Origin of the sequence: Mesorhizobium sp. L48C026A00, from assembly GCF_000502375.1 — a bacterium.
Lineage (GTDB): Bacteria > Pseudomonadota > Alphaproteobacteria > Rhizobiales > Rhizobiaceae > Mesorhizobium > Mesorhizobium muleiense.
This window is the reverse complement of record NZ_AYWU01000003.1, coordinates 67,583-87,264: the sequence shown is the minus strand read 5'-3', so window position 1 is coordinate 87,264 and position 19,682 is coordinate 67,583. Positions and strand designations below refer to the sequence as shown.

Sequence of the window (19,682 nt, the reverse complement as noted above, 5' to 3'; positions counted from 1 at the left end):
GCTCCCTCAGCCCGGCGCACCTTGGATCAAGGACTTGGCACACAAATCGACTTGGCAGACAAGTTGAACCAAATGCCGGTTTGACAATTTTAGCATGGCCGGGGCGCCGCGACAGAACTGATCTGCGCCCTGATTTGTCGCACGGCCTATACCGGGGCAGCTTGCGCCTTCTCGATCAAGAAAACGATGTGGTCTCCCTGCCGTTGCATCGCCTCCAGGCGGTCGCCCATTTCGTTGATCAGATTGGGAATGTCTATGGCTGCCAGCGGATCGGTGCAACGGACCTCAAGGCGCTCGCCTGGGCTTATGCCGCTGAGCGCCTTGCGGGTTTTCAGCGCCGGCAAGGGACATTTCAATCCCGTCAGATCGAGCTGTCTCGTCGTCATGGTGGCGCACCATGGCGGACCGCTTACCGGTCGTCAACGGTCGCCGACCCAGGGTATACTGCAGTTGAGAGCGACCAGGCGTCGCACCGCATTTTGGCATACTGCATGCCCACCGGCTCGAGGGCGTTCGTCAATACAGGTCCGAATAGGCAAGGAACTGAACGGTCTGGCCCGGCTCGACCTCGGCTATTTCCTCGCCGAGTTCGACAAGGCCGTGCGTTTGAACCAAAGAAGACAGCATGCCAGCGCCCTCGCGCGGGAATTTGACGGCTTCATATGTGCCATCCTGCGTCCCACGCAGGCTTACCCGCACATATTCGCGTCGCCCCGGCTTTTTGCGGTAGGAGAAGGCGGCCCGCACCGGCCGCGAAATTGGTGGCTGCTGCCGTGCGCCGGCCAGTGCAAAGATCGCGGCGCGCGCAATATGGGCGAATGTGACGAAGCTCGCCACCGGATTGCCGGGCAGCCCAATGAAGGCTGTTCCCCGGATCACCCCCATGGCGACTGGGCGGCCGGGTTTTATGGCCACCCGCCAGAAGACCAGGGTGCCCACACTCTCGACGGCGGCCTTGACGCAGTCGGCCTCCCCGGTCGAGACCCCGCCGGACGCCAGGATCAGGTCCTGTCCTGGCGCAGCCTTGCTCAGCACATCCGCGATCAGCCTGCTGTCGTCGATCAGAATGCCCAAATCGGTGGTCTCGCAGCCCAATCTTGCCAGCATGGCCATCAGCATGAAGCGGTTCGAATCGAAAAGCTGGGCCGGTCCCCGGACCTTTCCCGGCGCGACGATCTCGTTGCCGGTCGAGAAGATCGCGACGCGAACTTTGCGCCGCACATCGATCTGCGTCATGCCGAGCGCCGCGGCGAGCGCAACATCCTGCGGGCGCATGCGCTGGCCGGCCTGCAGGACCACCTTGCCTGCTGCGACGTCCTCGCCCGCCGGCCGCACGTTGGCTCCTCTTTTCAGGCCGGGCGGAAGAATGACCCTGCCGGTATCGTCGACACGGACATCTTCCTGCATGTAGACCGTGTCTGCCCCCTCCGGCAGCGGAGCGCCGGTGAAGATGCGTATGGCTTGTCCGGGCGCGGCGTGCCGATCCGGCGCCATCCCAGCCTGGATCCTGCCGCTCACCGGCAAGGCTTTTTCAACGGTTCCCGGCAGGTCGTCGCCGCGCAGTGCATAGCCGTCGACGGCTGAGTTGGTGAAAGGCGGCAGGGGCAGCGGCGCCACCAGATCACTCGCCAGGACGCGCCCATCGGCAATCGCCAGCTGGACGGTTTCGGTCTCGTCGACAACGGTCAGCCGTGAAGCAATCAGTGCGGCTGTATCATCGAGCGATCGCATCGGGCCGCCGAAAGCGAAGCAGTCATCTGAAAGTTGCGCCATCGAGCCTTCAGCCTCTATGGATCTGGCCGAGCCGGCAGCTCGGCGCCATCCGGCAAGCCCAGTCTGCGCCTGTGCGCGCTTTTGTGGACCGGCATCGGTTTGAACAGGCTATATAGTGCAGGTCAAGCCGGAGGTAACGCGTCCACTCCGGCGAGCGGGATTGCAATTTCAAGAGAGCGCCATGCAACAGATGAAAACCCGACCAGACCCCGCCATCATCATGCCGAGCCCGGATGACATCCGATTGACCGAACAGGTCAGCGGCATGGATCATACGGGCGCCGCTATTCAAATCCGCGTCCCCGTTGAACGCCCGCTGACGCTCTATCTGAATGCCCAGGAGATCGTCACGATGATGACGATCGGCGACTATCCCGAATATCTGGCGCTGGGCTACCTGCTCAATCAGAACATGCTCAAATCTGACGACGTCGTAACCGACGTCGAATATGACGACGACGTGCAGGTCGTGGTCGTCCGTACCGAGCGCAACACAAATTACGAGCAGAAGCTTAGAAAACGGACGCAGACTTCAGGCTGCGCGCAGGGGACCGCTTTCGGCGATCTTCTCGAGGCGCTCGATATCACTCTGCCGCCAGCCGCGCTGCACACCTCCTGGCTTTACCAAATGACCCGCACGATCAACACGACGCCGTCGCTCTATCTTGAAGCGGGCGCGATTCATGGCTGCGTGCTTTGCAAGGAAGGCACGCCGATCTGCTACATGGAGGACGTCGGGCGCCACAACGCCGTCGACAAGATCGCCGGCTGGATGTATCGCCACGGCATCGATGCCGCTGACAAGATCCTTTACACGACGGGCAGGCTGACGTCGGAAATGACGATCAAGACGGTTCGAATGGGCATTCCGATCCTCGTCTCGCGCTCGGGTTTCACCGCCTGGGGAGTAGATCTGGCGCGTCAGGCCGGCCTGACGCTGGTCGGTCGGGCGCGCGGCAAGCGGTTCGCCGTGCTATCGGGCGCGGACCGCATCGTCTTCGACCAGGACCTCGCTTCCGTCGACGAGGAAGCACCGCGTCACAGACGCAAGGGAGCCGACGATGGCGAATGAGAAGGTGCCGACGCTGGGCGTCGTTCTCGCCGGCGGGCTCGCCCGGCGCATGGGCGGTGGCGACAAATCGATGCGTCGGATCGACGGACTCACCATCCTCGAGCGTGTCCTCGAGCGCCTCAGCCCGCAATGCGACGGGCTGTTGCTGAACGCCAATGGCGACCCTGCCCGCTTCGACCGCTTTCGCCTACCAGTCGTCGCCGACCCGGTCGAGAATTATCCGGGCCCGCTTGCCGGCGTGCTTGCGGGCCTCGACTGGACCGCGGCGAACAGGCCCGATGTCGAATGGATCGTCAGCGTCGCAGCGGACTGTCCTTTCTTGCCGCGCGACCTCGTCGAACGGCTGCATCGGGCGCGCATGGCGAAAGCTGCGGATCTGGCGGTGGCGATGTCAGCGGGTCGGACGCATCCTGTCATCGGGCTGTGGCAAGTGGCGATGCGAGATGCGCTACGCCATGCACTGGTCGAAGAGGGCGTTCGCAAGATCGACCTGTGGACGGCTCGCTACAAGGTTGCAACCCAGTCCTGGCCGGACAAGCCGGTGGATCCCTTCTTCAATGTCAACACGGTCGAAGATTTTGCCGAGGCCGAACGGCTGGTTGGGCACCTTGCCGACCCTTAACCCGGATATCTCACACTTGGCCAGGTCGGGTAAAAACCCATGCGCTCGACCGCCTCGTTGAATTCAGGCGAAGCGAGCGCGGTTAGGAAGGCCTGCACCGCGGGTCGCTGTTTGCGGGCAGAGACCAGAGCGAAATCATAATGCTCTTCCTTCAGCGCAATGAAGCCGAGCCCGGCTGAGCGCGCCACCGGCGCAATGGTGACGCCCCAGTCGGCTCGGTTCTGCGCCACGGCCGCCGCGACGGCATTGTGCGAGCGGGGCTGGTTCCAATATCCGTCGGGGCGCGCGGCACCAAGCAGTTGGTCGATCAGGATGCGCGTGCCCGAGCCCTGGTTGCGGTTGACCATCATGCAATTGGGATCGGCGAGTGCGGCTCGCACCGCCTCCTCTGGGTCGGTCCCCTGGAAGCGCAGGTCGCCCGGGCGGTAGACGATGCCCTGCATGCGTCGCCATCCCTGCACGAGTTCGAGGCCTTCGCTCAGGAACGGCGCATTGTAGCTTTGCGTCTTGGCATCGAAGAGGTGGATGGGCGCGATATCGCACTCGCCTCGCCTGGCCGCGGCCAGGCCGCCCAGGCTGCCGACCGCGATGGACCGCACCGTCAGGCCGGCGCGAAACAGAATGCCCACGACAAGATCGAGGCCGGTGCAGTTGCTGCCGATCACCACGAGATCGGGAACACGGACGTGCGGGGTGAACAGCGTCACCGACGCCTCGCTTCCGGCAGGCATATTGTCGGCTAGAGCTTCGATGCTGATGAAGCCGTCGGCCTGGGCAAAGGACGTTATCGCCCCTGAGCCCTTGCCGGTGGGATAGGCGACCAGCCCCTGCTCACCCTCGACCAGCGATACCATCACGAACTCCGTGCGGCCGAGTTCGGACTGAATGCGCAGTGGGACCTTTGCAGCGACCTTCGCTTCGGTCCGAGGCGGCAGGCCCGCCATGCGGCGCAGCACGGGTACGATCATGTCGTGGAAGGTGAACATGGCCGAAGTCGGGAATCCCGGCAGCACGACGACCGGCTTGCCGTCGCAGACGGCGAGGCAAAGCGGCTTTCCCGGCTTCAGCGCCACGCCATGGGCAACGATGCCGGGCGCGCCGAGACGGTTCACGATGCGGTGGCTGACATCACCCGCGCCCTTGGACGTCCCACCCGACAGTATCAGCACGTCATGCGCCGCCAGCGCCTCGCGCATGGCGGCTTCGAGTGTGGCTTCGTCATCCGGATAGGCGCCGAGAAAGCTCGCCTGGCCGCCATTTTCGGTTATCGCGGCGCTGACGATTGCGCCATTGGCGTCGTAAATGCCGGCGGGTCGCAGGGTGTCGCCTGGTTGGACAAGTTCGTCGCCGGTCGACAAAACCGCCACCCGCAGCTTGCGCGCCACCGTCACCAGCGCAATTCCACAGGCGGCAAGCATGCCGATTTCACGCGAGCCGATCACCGTTCCGGCGCGCAGCAGAACCTCACCGCGGGCAATGTCGGATCCGGCATGCGAGATGAACTGGCCGGGCGAGGCTCCGCGCCTGACCTCGATGGCATCGCCTTCGGCTGGGTGTGTGTGTTCCACCATGACGATGGCATCGGCGCCGCGCGGCACCGGCCCGCCCGTCGCGATCGAGGTAGCGGTGCCTGCGAGTACAGGGATTTGCGGGGCGACACCGCAGGCGATGGTTTCGCGGTTGAGCAGGAGCCTGGCAGGAAGCGCCTCCGACGCGGTGGCGATGTCGGCGGCGCGCACGGCAAAACCATCGACGTTCGAACGGTCGAAGGGCGGCACGTCGATCGGAGCCGTGACATCATCGGCAAGCGGCAGCCCAAGCGCATCCGCCAGCATCAGTTCTTCGGTCGGGGTCGTCCTGGGAAATAGCACCGCCTCGAAACGGGCGAGCGCCTCGTCGCGCGACAGGACCGTCAGGAACTGCTCCTGGCCGGTATGCTCCTGGCTGGTATCTGGGCGGGTGGATCTGGTCATCACCGACTCATCTGGGATCGTCGAACACAAAGGCGCCGACAGGTGTTCCCGCGGCCCAACCCTCACTGCCCCCTGGAATGGCAAGCCATGCATCCGCCAGGCGGATCGCCTCCAGCGAAAAATCTCCTATCGCAAGCGGCCGCCATCTGTCTTGTTGCTGGTTCAGCAGGACGATCTCGGCCAGTCCGACCGTGGACGAGATTTTCCGCTCCAGCGCCAGGACCGTCTGTCGCCGGGCGCTCCTGTCCGTCAGGCGATCGATAGCCGGCTGAACCAGCGCCAGAAAGGCGGCAAGAGCCTGATCGGGCGCGCCGGGCAGAGCAATGATCGGGACCGCATCGAGCCGTCCGATCGCCGCGGTTCGGCCGGGCTGTAGCGCTATGTTGTGGGCGATGAGCGCCCCACGCACGGCAAGCGCGTCGGCTGTAGCGTCGGCGCGCCCCGCACCAGTGCCTCCAATCAGGATGATCAGATCGCCGGCTGCATTGCCAAGCGCCTGGGCGACGGATTTGGCGTCGCGCGAAACCGTTTCGATATCGAACACCGTCGCGCCAGAAGCTCTTGCGAGGTCGGCGACAAGATGGCCCGTGAAAGTATCGCTCGTTGGGGCGGCGACATCGATCAGGCGCACCTGCGGCATCCGCACCGCAATTTCACCAATCCCTGCACTTCGCACGGTCAGGAGGTCCGCGGCCGACAGCCTGTGCCCAGCAATGATCAGCGGTCGGCCCGCCGCCATGTCCTCGCCAGCGCGTCGCACGCCCTGGCCCGGAGCTGCTTCATCGAGCGCCTGGGGCATCGGGCCGCTGCAATCGATGAGATCGGCCTCGAGAACGCAATCGCATCCCTCCGGCATGGCGCCGCCTGCTTCTATCCAGACCGGAAATGCCATCAGCGGCAGCGGCGAATAGGCCGACGCACCGGCAAGATCGAGCGCGCGGCACGCCCAGCCATCTGTCTTTGCCGTGTCGCGGACCGGCTGCGCGCGTGCCAGGGGCGGCATGGCGGCGCCGATCTTCCCAGGCGTCTGGTCAAGCGGCAAAAGAGTGGGCGCGACCGGCTCCACTCCGTCGAGGAGTGCGGCGAGAGCCGCTTCGAGACCGGTCAGCGCGCCGACGGAAGGCTGCATTCTCATCATGTCCGATGATGGGGCAGATGCAACCCGCTTTGCAACCGACTTCAGGAGCGCTTCTGCTCAGCATTCGGGAAGAACAGTTGCTGGCCGTCAATATTGTATTCGCCGATCGCCTGCTGTCCTTCAGGCGAGATCAGCCAATCTATGAAGCGTTGGCCGGGTTCAGCCTTGACGCTCGGGTGCCTCGCGGGATTCACCAGCATGACACCGTACTGGTTGAACAGCCTTTTATCGCCTTCGACCACGATCTCCAGTTCGCCGCGGTTCTTGAACGCCAACCATGTGGCGCGATCGGAAAGCACATAGGCATTCATGGCGCTGGCTGTGTTGAGCGCAGCGCCCATGCCCTGCCCTATCTCCTTGTACCAGTGGTCCCCCACCGCCGCGATATCGACACCTGCCGCCTTCCAGAGTCCGAGTTCAGCAAAGTGGGTTCCGGATTTGTCGCCGCGGGAAACAAAAACAGCTTTTTTGCTCTGGATCGATGTCAAGGCGACTGCGATATCCGGCGAACCCTTGATGCCGGCCGGGTCGCCTCTGGGCCCGATCAGGACGAAATCATTGTACATCACATCGAAGCGTTTCACGCCAAAACCTTGCTCGACGAATTTCTCCTCCTGCTCCCTGGCATGGACGAAGACCACGTCTGCGTCTCCCCGGCGGCCGGCGTCGAGGGCCTGGCCGGTTCCCTGCGCGACCACCTTCACCTCGATTCCGGTCCTTGTGGTGAACAAAGGCAGTATGTGGTCGAAAAGGCCGGAATCCCGTGTCGACGTCGTCGAGGCCACCACGATCGACTGTTCCTGTGCGCTGGCCGATGCGCCGCTGGAAGCGAGGAAAGTCAAAATGATCGCAATTGCGGTAAACAGTCGACGGTTCAGCACTGGAAGCTCCATTTCCGCGGTCAAAGCACGAGTTCCCCATGGATAAAGGCGGCAGCTTCTGCGGATGCGGGGCGATCGAAAAAATCACCGGCGCTGGCGTGCTCGCACAGTCGGCCGCAAACGAGCAAGACGACATCTCCCGCGAGCCGTCGCACCTGGCCGAGATCGTGCGAAGCCATGACGATCTTGGTACCCGATTGGGAGGCCATCAGGATGATCTCCTCGACATGGCGGGTTGCAGCGGGATCAAGGCTGGCGGTGGGCTCATCGAGCAGCAGGATCTCGGGTTCGCGCGCCAGTGCGCGGGCAAGCGCCACGCGCTGTTGCTCGCCGCCGGACAAGCGCCGCGCAGGTCGGGCCGCCAGGCCCAGAAGGCCCACACGATCGAGAAGTTCCTCGGTGCGTGCCGCGCGACGATGGCGCGGACAGCCAGCTTGCGCCAGTGCGTAAACCACGTTGGCGGCGACGGAGCGGCGCAGCATCACCGGTTTCTGGAGCAGCATTGCCCGGCGCCCGAGGCCGCGATCGGTGCGCCCACCCCAGCTCACAGTTCCTGCGGAAGGCGCGGCAAGTCCCATGCAAACCCGAAGCAGTGACGTCTTGCCCGCGCCATTGGGACCGAGCACCAGTGTCGGCGCACCGGGAGTAATCGCCAGGTTCAGGCGGTCGAGCATGGTCGTGGCGCCGGCGCTGAGCGAGACCCGGTCCAGAACGAGAGGAAGGTCGGTTAGCGCGGCCCGCATCATCAAGCCACCCGTTGCTCCGACCACAATCGCAGGCCCCAGGCAGCGGCATTGATGGCAAGAATGAGGCCGATCAGGATGACGCCGAGCCCGATCGCGAGCGGCAGGTCTCCCTTTGATGTTTCGAGCGCGATCGTGGTGGTCATGGTTCGGGTAAAGCCCTCGATATTGCCGCCGACGATCATGACCGTGCCGACTTCGGCGGCCGCCCGGCCGAAGCCGGCGAGCATTGCGGTAATCAGGCTGAAACGGCTGTCCCACAAGAGCGTCGCCACCCGGCCTGTCGGGCCGACGCCCATCGCCGTCAGTTCCTCGCGATATTCGCGCCACAAATCCTCGATGGTCTGGCGCGTCAGAGCCGCGATAATCGGCAGGACGAGAAGCGCCTGCGCGATGACCATGGCGGCCGGTGTGAACAGCAGGCCGAACGCGCCGAGCGGCCCTGATCGCGACAACAGCAGGTAAACGGTCAGGCCGACGACTACGGGCGGCAGGCCCATGAAGCCGTTGACAAGCACGACGAGCGCGGAACGTCCCGGAAAACGGGTCAGTGCCAGCAACGCCCCGAGCGGCAGTCCCACGACGGCCGCAACTGCAACGGCGGCCAGGGTAATGGTCAGCGAAAGCCGCACTATCGAGATCAGCGTCGCGTCGCCACTCGCGATAAGCTGCCATGCATTTAGGCCTTCTGACATACCCTTTCACCTGCGCTGCGTCGTCCTGCTATTTCTGCTGCATTTACTCCGCATTCGTCAAACAATTGAACCTGCGCAGGAATATGCATAAGATTGCAGATGGATTTGCTGACGACTGCAGAAGCCGCAGACTATTTGCGCCTTGGCGAACGCAAGCTTTACGAGCTGGTCGCCAAAAACAGCATCCCGTGCAGCAAAGTGACGGGCAAATGGCTGTTTCCGCGTAACGAGCTCGACCGGTGGGTTCTGTCGGGATTGGCGCGTCCCGACGGAATGATTGCGCCCGAGCCGCCGCCCATAGTCGGCGGCAGCCAGGACGACCTGCTTGAATGGAGCCTTCGTCAGGCGGGCTCTGGCCTCGCCTCGCTTACCGAGGGGACGGCACTCGGCGTTGCGCGTCTTTTGCGTGGCGAGATTGCCGCTGCGGCGATCCATTTCCACGGTGATGCCGCCGACCCCAATGTGGAGGCCGCGCGCGCCATGCCGCGGCTGCACGATGCGGTGCTGATCGGTTTCACGCGGCGCGAACAAGGGCTGCTGCTGCCGCCGGGCAACCCCCGATCGCTCAACAGCCTGGCCGATGTCCTAGAAAGCGGCGCCAAGATCGCGATGCGCCAGGTCGGGGCCGGAGCCCAAATGCTGCTGGATGTCCTAGTCGCCCGCGCCGGCGCCAGCCAGAGGCGGTTGAACCGGCTCGAGCCGCCATACCTGACAGGGCCGGAACTCGCTGCCGCGATCCGGACCGGCAGGGCCGATTGCGGCATCGCCACACGCGCCGCCGCGCGCGCCGCCGGCCTCGAATTCGTGTCATTGGCGTGGGAGAATTTCGATCTGCTGATGCGGCAGCGAACCTATTTCCAGCCTTCGATCCAGGCGCTGATCCGCCTCATGGCCGAGGACAGCTTCACCCAGCGCGCCGCAGAACTTACGGGCTATGACACCGACCCGGCCGGGCAGGTCCGATTCTTCCATTGATGTGGGGTGTCGATGGAGCGCCGGGCGCACCGCCGAACCTGTTCAGCCAAGGTCGATGTCGCCTTCGACGACGTGGTGCAGACCCGCGCGTTCGGCCGTGATCACGGCCCTCACGGTCAGGCGCCCCTGCCCTTTCAGTCCCGCATCCGCCACGGCCTTTTCGATCGCCTGCTGCGAGGTGACGCCGACCTGCTTCAGGAACTTGCGCATCGACACGTTGAAGGCATCGGTTTCCATATTTTGAGTCATAGGATTGCCTCTAATAGCTTGGACTGTGCGGCTGGTCGGGTCGCGATCGCATGCTGTTCCCCGGCAAAGACGCTGCCCGCCAGCGGAACACGGAAACGTATGATGCGCAATGCATAAGACGCTCGCAACAGCTTTGCTCGCTGCTGTTTTCCTCGCCGGCGCGACGGCACATGGTGCGGAACTGCGCGGGCATGGCGGTCCGGTGCGGGCGATTTCCGTGGCGCCGGACGGAAAGACGGTGGCAACCGGCAGTTTTGATACCAAGGCAATCATCTGGTCGCTTGAGACCGGCGAAGCACGCGACGTGCTGCTCTTTCATGAAGGTGAGGTAACTGCCGTCGCTGCATTGCCAAACGGGCGCTTTGCCAGCGCCGGTACGGATGGTCGCATCGCGATCTGGCAAATCGGTCGAGGCGAGCCGGCCCACATCCTGGAGGGCCACACCGGGCCTGTCGCCGACCTCGAACTGTCACCCGACGGATCGATGCTGGCTTCGGCGTCCTGGGACACCACCGTCCGGCTCTGGCCGCTTGCCGGTGGGCCAGCGCGCGTCCTCGAAGGCCATCGTGCAAACGTCAATGCGCTCGCCTTCTTGGCGGACGCAACCCTCGTCAGCGCCGGCTATGACGCGACGGTCATCTTTTGGCCGAGCCAGGCTGGGGCGGCTCCGCTTCGGGCCATCATGCCGACGCCGCTCAACGCGCTAGCAAGAGCGTCCGGCGACCGCCTGTTCGTCGCAGGTGCTGACGGGCAGCTGCGGCTGCTCGACCGGCGCGGCAAAGTGCAGCTGGAAGTTCCGGTCTTAGGCAAACCGGTGATTGCTCTCGCCGTCACCCCAGTCGCGAACTATCTCGCCGTCGCCGGCATCGGTGATGGAATCCTGTTGTTGGACGCCATCAGCCTCTCCACCATCCGCACGCTCGACACCTCCGGCGTGGCGGTATGGTCGCTTGCGTTCGCGGCTGGCGGCAAGACGCTTCTGGCTGGCGGCGCCGACCATCTGGTGCGGGAATGGAACGTCGAGACGGGCGAGCGCCTTGGAGCCGCTACAGCAGGCAGGACCGATCCGATGGCCAGATACGCAGGCAATCCGGACGCAGAAGTATTTCGCGCCTGCGTTGCCTGCCATACGCTCGACCCGAACGATGGCCATCGAGCCGGGCCGACGCTGCATGGCATTTTCGGGCGCAAGATAGCGTCCGTGCCGGGTTACCATTATTCGCCCGCTTTCCGGAAAATGGACATCGTCTGGACACCGGAAACCGTGTCAGAGCTGTTCGAGCTGGGTCCGAACGCCTACACCCCCGGCACCAAGATGCCTGAACAGACGATCAGCAATGCCGAGGATCGGGCAGCCCTGATCCGCTTTCTTCAGGCCGAGACACGCACGGACTGAACTTCGACATCACCGCATCGACCGAGCGCCCAAAAGGCTCGATGACTCCAGCCTGTGGAACACCGCCCGATTGCGGCCAGTCTGCTTGGCAACATAGAGTGCTTCATCGGCCTGGCGCTGGAGCTGCTCCGGCGAAATGGCCTGGTCCGGCGCCTGGACCGCCACGCCGATGCTGAGGGTGATATAGCGGGACACGCGGGATCCAGGGTTAGGAAGACGAGCAGCTTCCACACACTCGCGAATTCGCTCGGCTACAATGGCGGCCTCCTGCTCGTTCACACTTGGAAGCAGCACGAGAAATTCCTCACCGCCGTAGCGCGCAACATGATCGCGATCGCGCCTCACGTTCTCCCGGATCAAGCGGGCGACCTCGATGAGGCAACGATCGCCCTCGGCATGACCGAGACGATCGTTGAGCTTCTTGAAGTCGTCGATGTCGCACATCAGCATGGCGGCGCCGCCGGGGCATTTGCCGCCACCGCCCCAGACGTGGTCGAGCGTTTCCGTCATCCGGCGCCGATTGTCGACGCCGGTCAGCGGATCGGTTCTCGCCAGAAGCTCCAGCCGATCGTTCGCTTCTGCCAGTTCGGCAACCCTGCGTCGGTCTCGAAGCTCGAACAGAAAAGTCTTCTGAGCCAGAATTGTCATCGTACGCCGCGCGGCGACCGTAGCGAGAATGCCGCTGGCAAAAAACTACGTGGCAGCCACCGCATTGCCAATCTCAAGGCCCGGGTTCTGCACCTGGAAGACGAGATAGAGACCGAGAGCCAAAGCCGCGACCGTCACGGTCCATGCCTGAGGACGCCGAAGATGATGATGGCGGTAATCGCTACGAACAGCATGATGTTCAAGTGCCGTTCGTAGAACTCGCCGCCGGCGCTTGCGCCGACCAATACGATCGACAACAGGATGAGGAACATGCCTGTGATCAGGGAACCCCCTGGACCCAGGACGGGCGCCGTTTTCGCCAGACAAGGACCACGGCTGCAGCGACGGGAGGGATGATGGCGCCAGGCAAGAGCATGGATAGCGCGATCGACCTTGGAAGCATCACCAGGTTGAGCGCCAGCGTCAGGACATCCAGGAACGCCACCCATGTCATCCAGGCGCGGATGATCTTGGCCGTTTGCGACCAGACACGTGCCTGAAACAGGCGCTTGATCTCGCCTTTGAGCCGGATGTCGCGCGTGCGCTGCGCCAGAAGTCGCTCAACTTCCGCCGTGACGGCAGGATCGTCCTGCATGTCGAGGTGCGTTCGATCTACCAATCGACGGGCCCTGAGGCCCCCCTTTCCCATACATCCATTCGAGCCACCCGGCGGTCAGCCGAGCGGCAAGCATGTCACGCTATGCTGAAGATTTGATTGCTAAAACCGTTTATTTGCGTGTTGATTGCAACCCTCGAAGCCGGCTCTCCGCTTGACGCCGGCAAGGCGGTGCACCCGACCTATGTCGAGGGGCAGTCCAAAGCGAGGGCTCAGACCGAGGGCTCAGACCGCCTTGTCGCTCGAGGCCTTGCGCTCCCGCAGATAGTCTTCAGTGGTTCGCGGCGGCGAACGACCAGGGCCGGCATAAGGATCGAAGCCCTCATTCATGGCCGCATCGACGCGGCAATTGTCGCACATCCGTACAAGATCGAGCCGCCGTGCGTTCTCGCCTGCAAACATCCAGTGTTTGCCTTCGAGCTTGGCGACGATCCGCTCGACGGTGCTCCTTGTGCCGAACGGCTTTGCGCAGCGGATGCAGTTGTACGGCTGCTCTTGCTTCACGACCCGGCTGCGAGCGCCCCATGCCTGGAAATCCACCTGCGGCGTCAAGGTGATGACCTTCTCCGGGCAGGTCGCGGCGCAAAGGCCGCACTGCACGCAGGCGCTCTCGGAAAAATACAGGGCCGGCTGCTGTTCGCTGTCGGAAAGCGCCCCGGTTGGACAGGCCGAGACACAAGAGAGGCAGAGCGTGCAGCCTTCTACATTGACGTCCAGGCCGCCGAACGGAGCTGCAGCAGGCAACGCCACCCGGTCGACCGGCGTCGGCGCGGCTCGATGCAGCTCGAGCATGGTGCTCGTCAGCAGGCTGCGCTTCTTGCCGAGCGGCAGGAATGCCGCCGGGCGCCGCGACGCAGCATCTGGAGTAATCAGGTCGAGCGCCGAGGCGAGTATGTCGGGATCGTCCACTTCGATCAATCCGCAGACCTCCGCGCCATAACCGAGAGACCGGCTCAAAAGATTGGCGATTGCGACGTTTGCCGTAATTCCGGTAAGCTCATGCCTTGGCTTGGCCGACGACAGCGCCCTTACGGCGCAAGCGCCCCAGGCGACCGGCGCGGTCCACGCCTCGACCCCTAACTGGGTTATCTCGTTCACCGCGACCGGCAGGACATTTGCGGGCAGACCCGCGCCGAAGCGGGCAAGTGCGTCGATCAGCGGCTCGCCATGGCCGAGATCATGGAAAAGCACAATCGCATCCAGGCCGCCCGCCTCACGATAGGTGACAAGAAGCGTCCGCAGCCGCCGAAGCAGCGACTCGGCATCCGGCACGGCGTAGGCGGCAGCGCCCGTGGGACATGCCGCCGCGCAGCTGCCGCAGCCGGCGCATACTTCCGCATCGATTGCGACGTGGTTCCCGGCGGGCGTTATCGCCCCAGTGGGGCACAGGTCGAGGCACCGTGTGCAGCCGGTGATGCGCGATCTCGAATGGGCGCACAGATCGGCGGAGAAATCGATGAAGCGCGGCTTGTCGAACTCGCCAACCAAATCGGCTGCCGTTGCGATCGCAACGGCGACGGAGGCGCGATCGCCGGGATCGGCCTTCACGTAGCCGTCGCGCAATTCATGAGCAGGGAAAAGCGGATCCCCGCCGGAGAGATCAAGGATGATGTCGGCGTTCGAGACCGCTCCATCCCGCGATATCCCAAAGCCAAGCCGATCGCGCGAAGATGGATTGGGCGCCGCGAAATCGTCGACTGTCAGCTCGAAGGCGCCAAGATGGCCGCGCGCTTGCCGGATCGTTCCCTGCATGACGGGAAAATCCCAGACCCGGTGCGGCGCGATATCGCGCGGACGGCTAAGCAACACAGTGACATCCAGCTTTTCGGCGAGTTGCCGGCCCGCATCGATCGCCGTCGCGTCGCAGCCATAGACCAGGACGACACCATTGCTCGAAAGCGTAACCAGCGCGGGTGGCGAAGCGGGTTCGGCCGCCATGGCTAGCAGAGCCGCCGCTTTCGGGCCGGCAGCAGCAGCATCCTGCGACCAGCCGCCCGTCTCGCGAATGTTTGCGAAAACCAGATCGCCTGCGAAACCGAGTTCCTCGGCGAGATCGCCGAAAAGCGGCGCCTGTTGCGTGCAGCTGATGGTGACTGCTTCGCCGCCGCTCAGGGCGCTGCGCACCCGGTCGAGTTCCGCGCCACAGAACTGGTCCCCCGCCTCGACCCGTGCGCCCTTGCATCCGCGGGCGACGCTGGCGCCGAAGCGTGGCATGCTCCGCTCGCAGGAGCAGACAAGGACCGTGCGTCGTTTGTCCAGGCTCATTCCGACTCCCGTGGCATCTTCCTTGTCCACGCGGTAGCGCCTCTTGCTTGGAAGTATTATAAAGACATTACAGTCGCCGTCATCAAAATATGGATCGGCCTATGCGGCCCTCTGTCAGCGACATCCAACTGCCACCGCCTTACAGCCTCGTGCCGCTGAGAGAGGCCGGTGACGCCTTTGCGCACGCCTGCGCGATTGCGGCAGACGAAGGGGCAGGCACGCTTGCCTGGGTGCGCCGCTACGATCTGGCCGAATTCGCAGTGGTGCTCGAGCCTGAAGAGCCGCTGGAGGATGCGCGTCGCGCGATCTATGCCGGCATGAACGCACTTGCCGATGCGCTTGCGGTCCATGCTCCGCCGTCGCGGCCCATCACCTTCGACTGGCCCGACACTGTTCGCGTCGACGGGGTTCTCGTCGGCGGCGCCCGCCTGGGCTGGCCGGAAGGGGCACGGGAGAACGAAATCCCCGACTGGATCGTCTTCTCCGGCATGATCCGCACCGCCGTCATCCGCGCCGGCGAGCCCGGTCTGCGGCCGCTGCTTGGCGCGCTTGACGAACTCGGCTTCGTGGCGCTCGATGCCGGTGAGATCGTTGCGAGCTTCTCCCGCCATCTGATGGCCGCATTCCACGAATGGAGCGATACCGGCTTCGGTTCGATCGCCAGCCGCTGGCTCGACCGGCTGCCCCGAAAGGGCGATGAGCATGCAGAGCTTGCCGGCAACGGCGATCTGCTGATTTCCGACACGGCCTCTCACGGGCTTCGCGAGCGAAGAAGCCTGCCCGAGGCGCTTGCCAGGCCCTCCTGGCTCGATCCGATGACGGGCACGCCATGGCTTTGAAGCTGCCGCGAACGATCCGCCTCGATCCATCGGATACGTTTGTCTATTCGCGCGCTGCAGAACCGGGCGAATGGGCGGTGACCGGCACCTTCCTGTTCTTCGGCGCCGATGTGGCCAGGCTTTCCGGCAAGCAACGGCAGGCGTTCCGCGCCGGGTTCCTCGGCATTGATAGCTTCGGCTGGTCCACCCTCGTCGTGGTCACGGACGCGACCGTGCATGATCGCGCGGCGGCCGTCGATCGGCTGGCCGAGCAGCTTGTGGTGCGATGCGGTGCGCCGGACACCGAAACGGCGCGCGCCGCCGCCGAAGAGGAGATAGAATTCGCGCAATCGCTGTGCGACCACCCGCCAAACACGCTGATTGCGGTCAACCGCACCAGCGAACAGGCCGGCACCCGCGAGTGTTTCCGAACCCTGCATCGCAAGGCGAGCCGGCTGGAGCCGGCAACGGCATTCCGCTTTGTCGAAATCGACGGCGAGGAGGAGTCGACGGAAAAGTTCGATCTCCTAGCATTGGCCGGGAGGCAGAAGTGAAGGATTTCTGGGTTTCCTCAGGTCATCACCTTCTCGACAGGGATGAGGCCGGGCGCCTGCTGGTGACCGACTCCTTTCTGAAGGCATATTTTGCGCGGCCAGAGCTTCTCCCTCCCGAAACGGCCTGCCCGGCGGAGCTGCGCCTGCATCACGAGCTTTTGATGCATCATCCGCGCCGGCCGGTCGCGAAGCAGGAGATCGCCGCCCTGGAGGACCCGGATGCGCGCGAGAACTGGGAGTTCATGATCGCCTTTCGCGACCATGTGTTGGCCGCTCCCTCACTCGAGGCCGCATATCTCGCGCTGGCGCGCGGCTCGGCCGAAACTATCCCGCCGCTGTTCATGAACCAGCTTGCGCAGGTCGTCCTGCGCAATGCGCTGGATGGTCAGCACGACGCCTGCGTCGTGCGAGCCGCGGAGCTGTTTTATCGGCCGCAACGGGTGACGTCTAACGAGGGCGCCGTGCTTCTCGCCGATGCCGAAACCATAGAGCTGCATGAACAGAACCGCCATGCCTCGCCACTCCTGAACATGCTTGGTGGCCCAGCCGTCACCGAACTGGAGATACTCGACGAGAACAATGCCGAGCGTTACTTCGCCAGGAGCGACGCTTTCGATATGGTGCTCAAGCTGGGCAGCGCGCGCAGTCCGACCCGGCGCGGCCTTGCCACAGCAATGGAGATCTGGGTTCGCCATCTACTTGCGGTGGACGTGGAGATCGAGCCGGTGGAGCGGATCGAGGACGAGGACTGGGCCTGGTTCGTCGGCCTCGACGCCGAAGCGACCCGCATCGGCAACACGCTCTGGGCCGGCGATGAACTTGACCCGGAGGCTGCACAGCGCGTGATTGCACTGTTCCGGCTCACCTTCTCCGACACAGGCGAAGTACTGCCGCAGGTGGGCGCCAGGCCCGTCTGGCTCATAATGGCCATGACCCCTGATCGAACGATCCGCATGAAGCCGCAGAACCTTGTCGCAGGCCTGCCGTTTCGCCCCCCAGGGACGGTGAACTAGGAGGATTGGTGCCATGGTGCGGGAGACGGCGGAAGTCGGGGTGATCGTCGAGCGACGGGCTCTGGACAACCCGTGGATCGACCATGTCTGGGTTCCCGTGGCCGTGCTGGCGGGCGCGCCGAGCGCGGCGCCATGGTCGGTGCTGCACGAATCAGACGGCGTGACGCGCTTCTATGCCGGAACTTTCAAGCTTGAGCTCTTCGGGTGCGACACGGGCATGTACCGGGACAACCTCCGTTCGGGGCGGCCTAGCCTGTGGATCGCGCTCCGGTCGAGCGATGCTCCACCCGGAGTTGTGCTGCACCTGGTGACCGCTGACCCTTTCGAGGGCGAGTCGCTGACCGAGGCTGGCCCCGACATCATCGAGGCCGTGCCGATGCCGATCGAGCTTCAGCAATGGCTGGCCGCCTTTGTCGAGACGCATCACGTCGAGCGTCCTTTCATCAAGCGCAAGCGCGATCGGGCGGACCCTGATGCCCTGGCGAGGCGCGGTCCTCGTTCCGGAACGACGGATGATGCCGAATGAGCGCGGGACGCGACAATGTCTTCGCCCGCTGGTCGCGCCTGAAACAGGCGGCGCGTTACAGTTCGACTGCGGGGCCGCAGAACGATCAGCTTTCGCCTGACGAAGTTGCGGCGCCAGCCGATACTGGTGAGCAGCTTGCACCAGCAATTGTCGAGCCGGAGGCCGCCGAGCCCGCCGAGCCCCTCCCTCGCCTCGAGGATCTGACCGCTCAAAGCGATCTCTCAGCCTTCCTGCGCAAAGGCGTGCCCAAAATGTTGAAGCGCGCCGCATTGCGCAAGATGTGGTCGCTCGATCCGGCAATTCGTGATCATATCGGGCCTTCCGAATATGCCTGGGACTTCAACAGCCCTGGATCCATGGCGGGATTCGGCCCCTTGAAAGCATCCAGCGAAGCTGTCGTGGATTTCCTGTCGAACGGCGGCAACCCGACCGATCCGGCACCCGCCGCCATGACTTCGCAGGCGCCGGAGAAGGCGCCAGCGACCAGCGCCGTTTTGGCGGACGAGGGCGTGAACGCCTCAGCCGATGGGTCGGATTCTGTCACGCCGGACAGTTCGATCGAACCGGCAAACCCCGAATCTCCTTCGGCCGACGGCGCCGGGACCGCCATCGACCGCGACGAAGGCGCCGGCGCCGGCGCCGCGGAATCATCGCCGATCGATCGCCAGCGACGCCATGGCGGCGCCATGCCGCGCTGATCTGGATTTGTTGCCATTTTGGCACAGTCGCTGTTGCAATTGCCGGGCGGGGCACTAGTATTCACTTTACCCACTCGTTGAGGGGCACGGTCGAGGTCAGTAGATGAACCCAGACTTGCGCCTGGAGGAGGCAATCGGCACGTCGTTCGGAGCTGACGCTCTGGTTCCCGGCGTAGAAGATGCTGACGTCAACGACGTGAACAGCGCACGCGCGGATGAGTACGCGCTGCTCGCCACGCTTCTCCTGGCCGCTCCGGATGCAAACCTCATGGCGCGGCTTTCCGGGTTGCGAGGCGACGCCGAGACCCCGCTCGGCAAGGCTCATGCCGCACTCGGCCAGGCCGCTTCTTCAGCCTCTCCGGTTGCCGTCAGTCGCGAGTATTTCGAGCTCTTCATCGGGGTCGGGCGCGGCGAACTCGTTCCCTACGCCTCCTACTACCTGACCGGCTTTCTCAACGAACGGCCGCTTGCCCGCCTGCGCGGGGACATGAGGCGCCTCGGCCTTGAACGCGCGGACGGTCATTTTGACCCGGAAGATCATCTCGGCACGCTGTTCGAGATCATGAGCGGCTTCGCCGCCACCCATTTCGTGGTTCCCGCCGGCGAGGAGCGGGACTTCTTTGAACGTCACATCGCGCCGTGGGCGAGCCGTTTCTTGGCCGATCTGGAAAACGCGGCCTCGGCCAGGTTTTACCGGGCAGTCGGCGCGTTGGGGCGGATTTTCATCGACATCGAAGCCGAAGGCTTTGCCATGGAGGCGCGACCTAGCTCGTGACCTGATCGCGTCGACGCATAGGGAGGAAGGCAGATGCAGGAAAAGCAACAGACGGCAATGAACCGCCGCAGTTTCCTTCGCGCCTTCGGCGGCGCATCCACTACCGCCGTGGCCGCCGCCGCCGTGACGCTCACCCCAGGAGAAGCGCAAGCTTACGATCCCGGTGAGGAGGAGACGAGGGCTCGCTACCGCGAGACCGAGCACGTCAAGGCATTCTACCGTGTGAACGGTTATGAGACGTTGAAGAAATGA

At 64.1% G+C, this 19,682-nt stretch carries 20 protein-coding genes and 1 pseudogene; 11 read left to right on the top strand and 10 right to left on the bottom strand.

Annotated elements, in window-relative coordinates; all coding sequences use genetic code 11:
• Positions 1-146: 146 nt before the first annotated feature.
• The gene (locus X738_RS49985) at positions 147-386 is read right to left on the bottom strand and encodes a sulfurtransferase TusA family protein (RefSeq protein WP_031254334.1); all 240 of its coding nucleotides are present in this window, start codon (positions 384-386) and stop codon (positions 147-149) included.
• Positions 387-516: 130 nt separating this feature from the next.
• A complete protein-coding gene (locus X738_RS49980; protein ID WP_023797618.1) occupies positions 517-1,773 on the bottom strand; it encodes a molybdopterin molybdotransferase MoeA in 1,257 nt (418 codons plus the stop codon).
• 181 nt (positions 1,774-1,954) lie between these two features.
• Between X738_RS49980 and fdhD the strand changes: the two genes are divergently transcribed.
• Together fdhD and mobA are read left to right on the top strand one after the other, a co-directional pair.
• A complete protein-coding gene (gene fdhD, locus X738_RS49975) occupies positions 1,955-2,845 on the top strand; it encodes a formate dehydrogenase accessory sulfurtransferase FdhD (RefSeq protein ID WP_031254332.1) in 891 nt (296 codons plus the stop codon).
• The gene (gene mobA / locus X738_RS49970) at positions 2,835-3,467 is read left to right on the top strand and encodes a molybdenum cofactor guanylyltransferase MobA (protein WP_023797616.1); all 633 of its coding nucleotides are present in this window, start codon (positions 2,835-2,837) and stop codon (positions 3,465-3,467) included. Before fdhD ends, mobA begins: the two co-directional genes overlap by 11 nt.
• On the opposite strand, the gene X738_RS49965 is transcribed toward mobA, so the two are convergent.
• The 5 genes from X738_RS49965 to X738_RS49945 are packed head-to-tail and all read right to left on the bottom strand — an operon-like array spanning position 3,464 to position 8,897.
• Complete coding sequence (locus tag X738_RS49965; protein ID WP_023797615.1) at positions 3,464-5,440, bottom strand: molybdopterin biosynthesis protein; 1,977 nt, start codon at positions 5,438-5,440, stop codon at positions 3,464-3,466. The genes mobA and X738_RS49965 overlap by 4 nt on opposite strands.
• A 7-nt stretch (positions 5,441-5,447) precedes the next feature.
• Entirely contained in the window at positions 5,448-6,569 is a 1,122-nt protein-coding gene (locus X738_RS49960) for a molybdopterin-binding protein (protein ID WP_306454932.1), read from the bottom strand.
• Between the two features lie 50 nt (positions 6,570-6,619).
• Positions 6,620-7,471 carry a substrate-binding domain-containing protein gene (locus tag X738_RS49955; protein ID WP_023797613.1) on the bottom strand — a complete coding sequence of 284 codons (852 nt, stop codon included), beginning with the start codon at positions 7,469-7,471 and terminating at the stop codon, positions 6,620-6,622.
• An 8-nt stretch (positions 7,472-7,479) separates the two neighbouring features.
• Positions 7,480-8,202: an ATP-binding cassette domain-containing protein gene (locus X738_RS49950; RefSeq protein ID WP_031254330.1), complete on the bottom strand. Its 723-nt coding sequence runs from the start codon at positions 8,200-8,202 to the stop codon at positions 7,480-7,482.
• A 2-nt stretch (positions 8,203-8,204) separates the two neighbouring features.
• Positions 8,205-8,897, bottom strand: coding sequence for an ABC transporter permease (locus X738_RS49945; RefSeq protein WP_023797611.1), 693 nt, complete (start codon positions 8,895-8,897; stop codon positions 8,205-8,207).
• A 99-nt stretch (positions 8,898-8,996) separates the two neighbouring features.
• Here X738_RS49945 and X738_RS49940 point away from each other — a divergent pair, with 99 nt between their 5' ends.
• A complete protein-coding gene (locus X738_RS49940) occupies positions 8,997-9,872 on the top strand; it encodes a helix-turn-helix transcriptional regulator (RefSeq protein WP_023797610.1) in 876 nt (291 codons plus the stop codon).
• A gap of 42 nt (positions 9,873-9,914) precedes the next feature.
• Here the strand turns inward: X738_RS49940 and X738_RS49935 are convergent, their stop codons facing one another.
• A complete protein-coding gene (locus tag X738_RS49935; RefSeq protein WP_031254328.1) occupies positions 9,915-10,121 on the bottom strand; it encodes a DUF6494 family protein in 207 nt (68 codons plus the stop codon).
• 109 nt (positions 10,122-10,230) lie between these two features.
• On the opposite strand from X738_RS49935, the gene X738_RS49930 reads away from it, so the two are divergent.
• Entirely contained in the window at positions 10,231-11,517 is a 1,287-nt protein-coding gene (locus X738_RS49930; RefSeq protein WP_023797608.1) for a c-type cytochrome, read from the top strand.
• Between the two features lie 9 nt (positions 11,518-11,526).
• On the opposite strand, the pseudogene X738_RS49925 reads toward X738_RS49930, so the two are convergent.
• Both X738_RS49925 and X738_RS49920 read right to left on the bottom strand, forming a co-directional pair.
• Positions 11,527-12,760, bottom strand: a pseudogene (locus X738_RS49925) (diguanylate cyclase domain-containing protein).
• Between the two features lie 246 nt (positions 12,761-13,006).
• Complete coding sequence (locus X738_RS49920) at positions 13,007-15,046, bottom strand: 4Fe-4S binding protein (protein WP_023797603.1); 2,040 nt, start codon at positions 15,044-15,046, stop codon at positions 13,007-13,009.
• Positions 15,047-15,147: 101 nt separating this feature from the next.
• On the opposite strand from X738_RS49920, the gene X738_RS49915 reads away from it, so the two are divergent.
• From X738_RS49915 to X738_RS49890, 7 genes are all read left to right on the top strand, one after another.
• Positions 15,148-15,885 carry a biotin/lipoate--protein ligase family protein gene (locus X738_RS49915; RefSeq protein ID WP_156942557.1) on the top strand — a complete coding sequence of 246 codons (738 nt, stop codon included), beginning with the start codon at positions 15,148-15,150 and terminating at the stop codon, positions 15,883-15,885.
• A complete protein-coding gene (locus tag X738_RS49910) occupies positions 15,876-16,418 on the top strand; it encodes a DUF6505 family protein (RefSeq protein WP_023797601.1) in 543 nt (180 codons plus the stop codon). Before X738_RS49915 ends, X738_RS49910 begins: the two co-directional genes overlap by 10 nt.
• Positions 16,415-17,431, top strand: a complete 1,017-nt coding sequence (locus X738_RS49905) for a DUF6352 family protein (RefSeq protein WP_023797600.1) — start codon at positions 16,415-16,417, stop codon at positions 17,429-17,431. Before X738_RS49910 ends, X738_RS49905 begins: the two co-directional genes overlap by 4 nt.
• A gap of 13 nt (positions 17,432-17,444) precedes the next feature.
• The gene (locus tag X738_RS49900; protein ID WP_023797599.1) at positions 17,445-17,957 is read left to right on the top strand and encodes a DUF3305 domain-containing protein; all 513 of its coding nucleotides are present in this window, start codon (positions 17,445-17,447) and stop codon (positions 17,955-17,957) included.
• Positions 17,954-18,655, top strand: coding sequence for a DUF3306 domain-containing protein (locus tag X738_RS80740; RefSeq protein WP_023797598.1), 702 nt, complete (start codon positions 17,954-17,956; stop codon positions 18,653-18,655). The genes X738_RS49900 and X738_RS80740 overlap by 4 nt, the downstream gene beginning before the upstream one ends.
• A 115-nt stretch (positions 18,656-18,770) precedes the next feature.
• Entirely contained in the window at positions 18,771-19,430 is a 660-nt protein-coding gene (locus tag X738_RS49895; protein WP_091597818.1) for a TorD/DmsD family molecular chaperone, read from the top strand.
• 33 nt (positions 19,431-19,463) lie between these two features.
• Positions 19,464-19,682, top strand: coding sequence for a formate dehydrogenase (locus tag X738_RS49890; protein ID WP_023797596.1), 219 nt, complete (start codon positions 19,464-19,466; stop codon positions 19,680-19,682).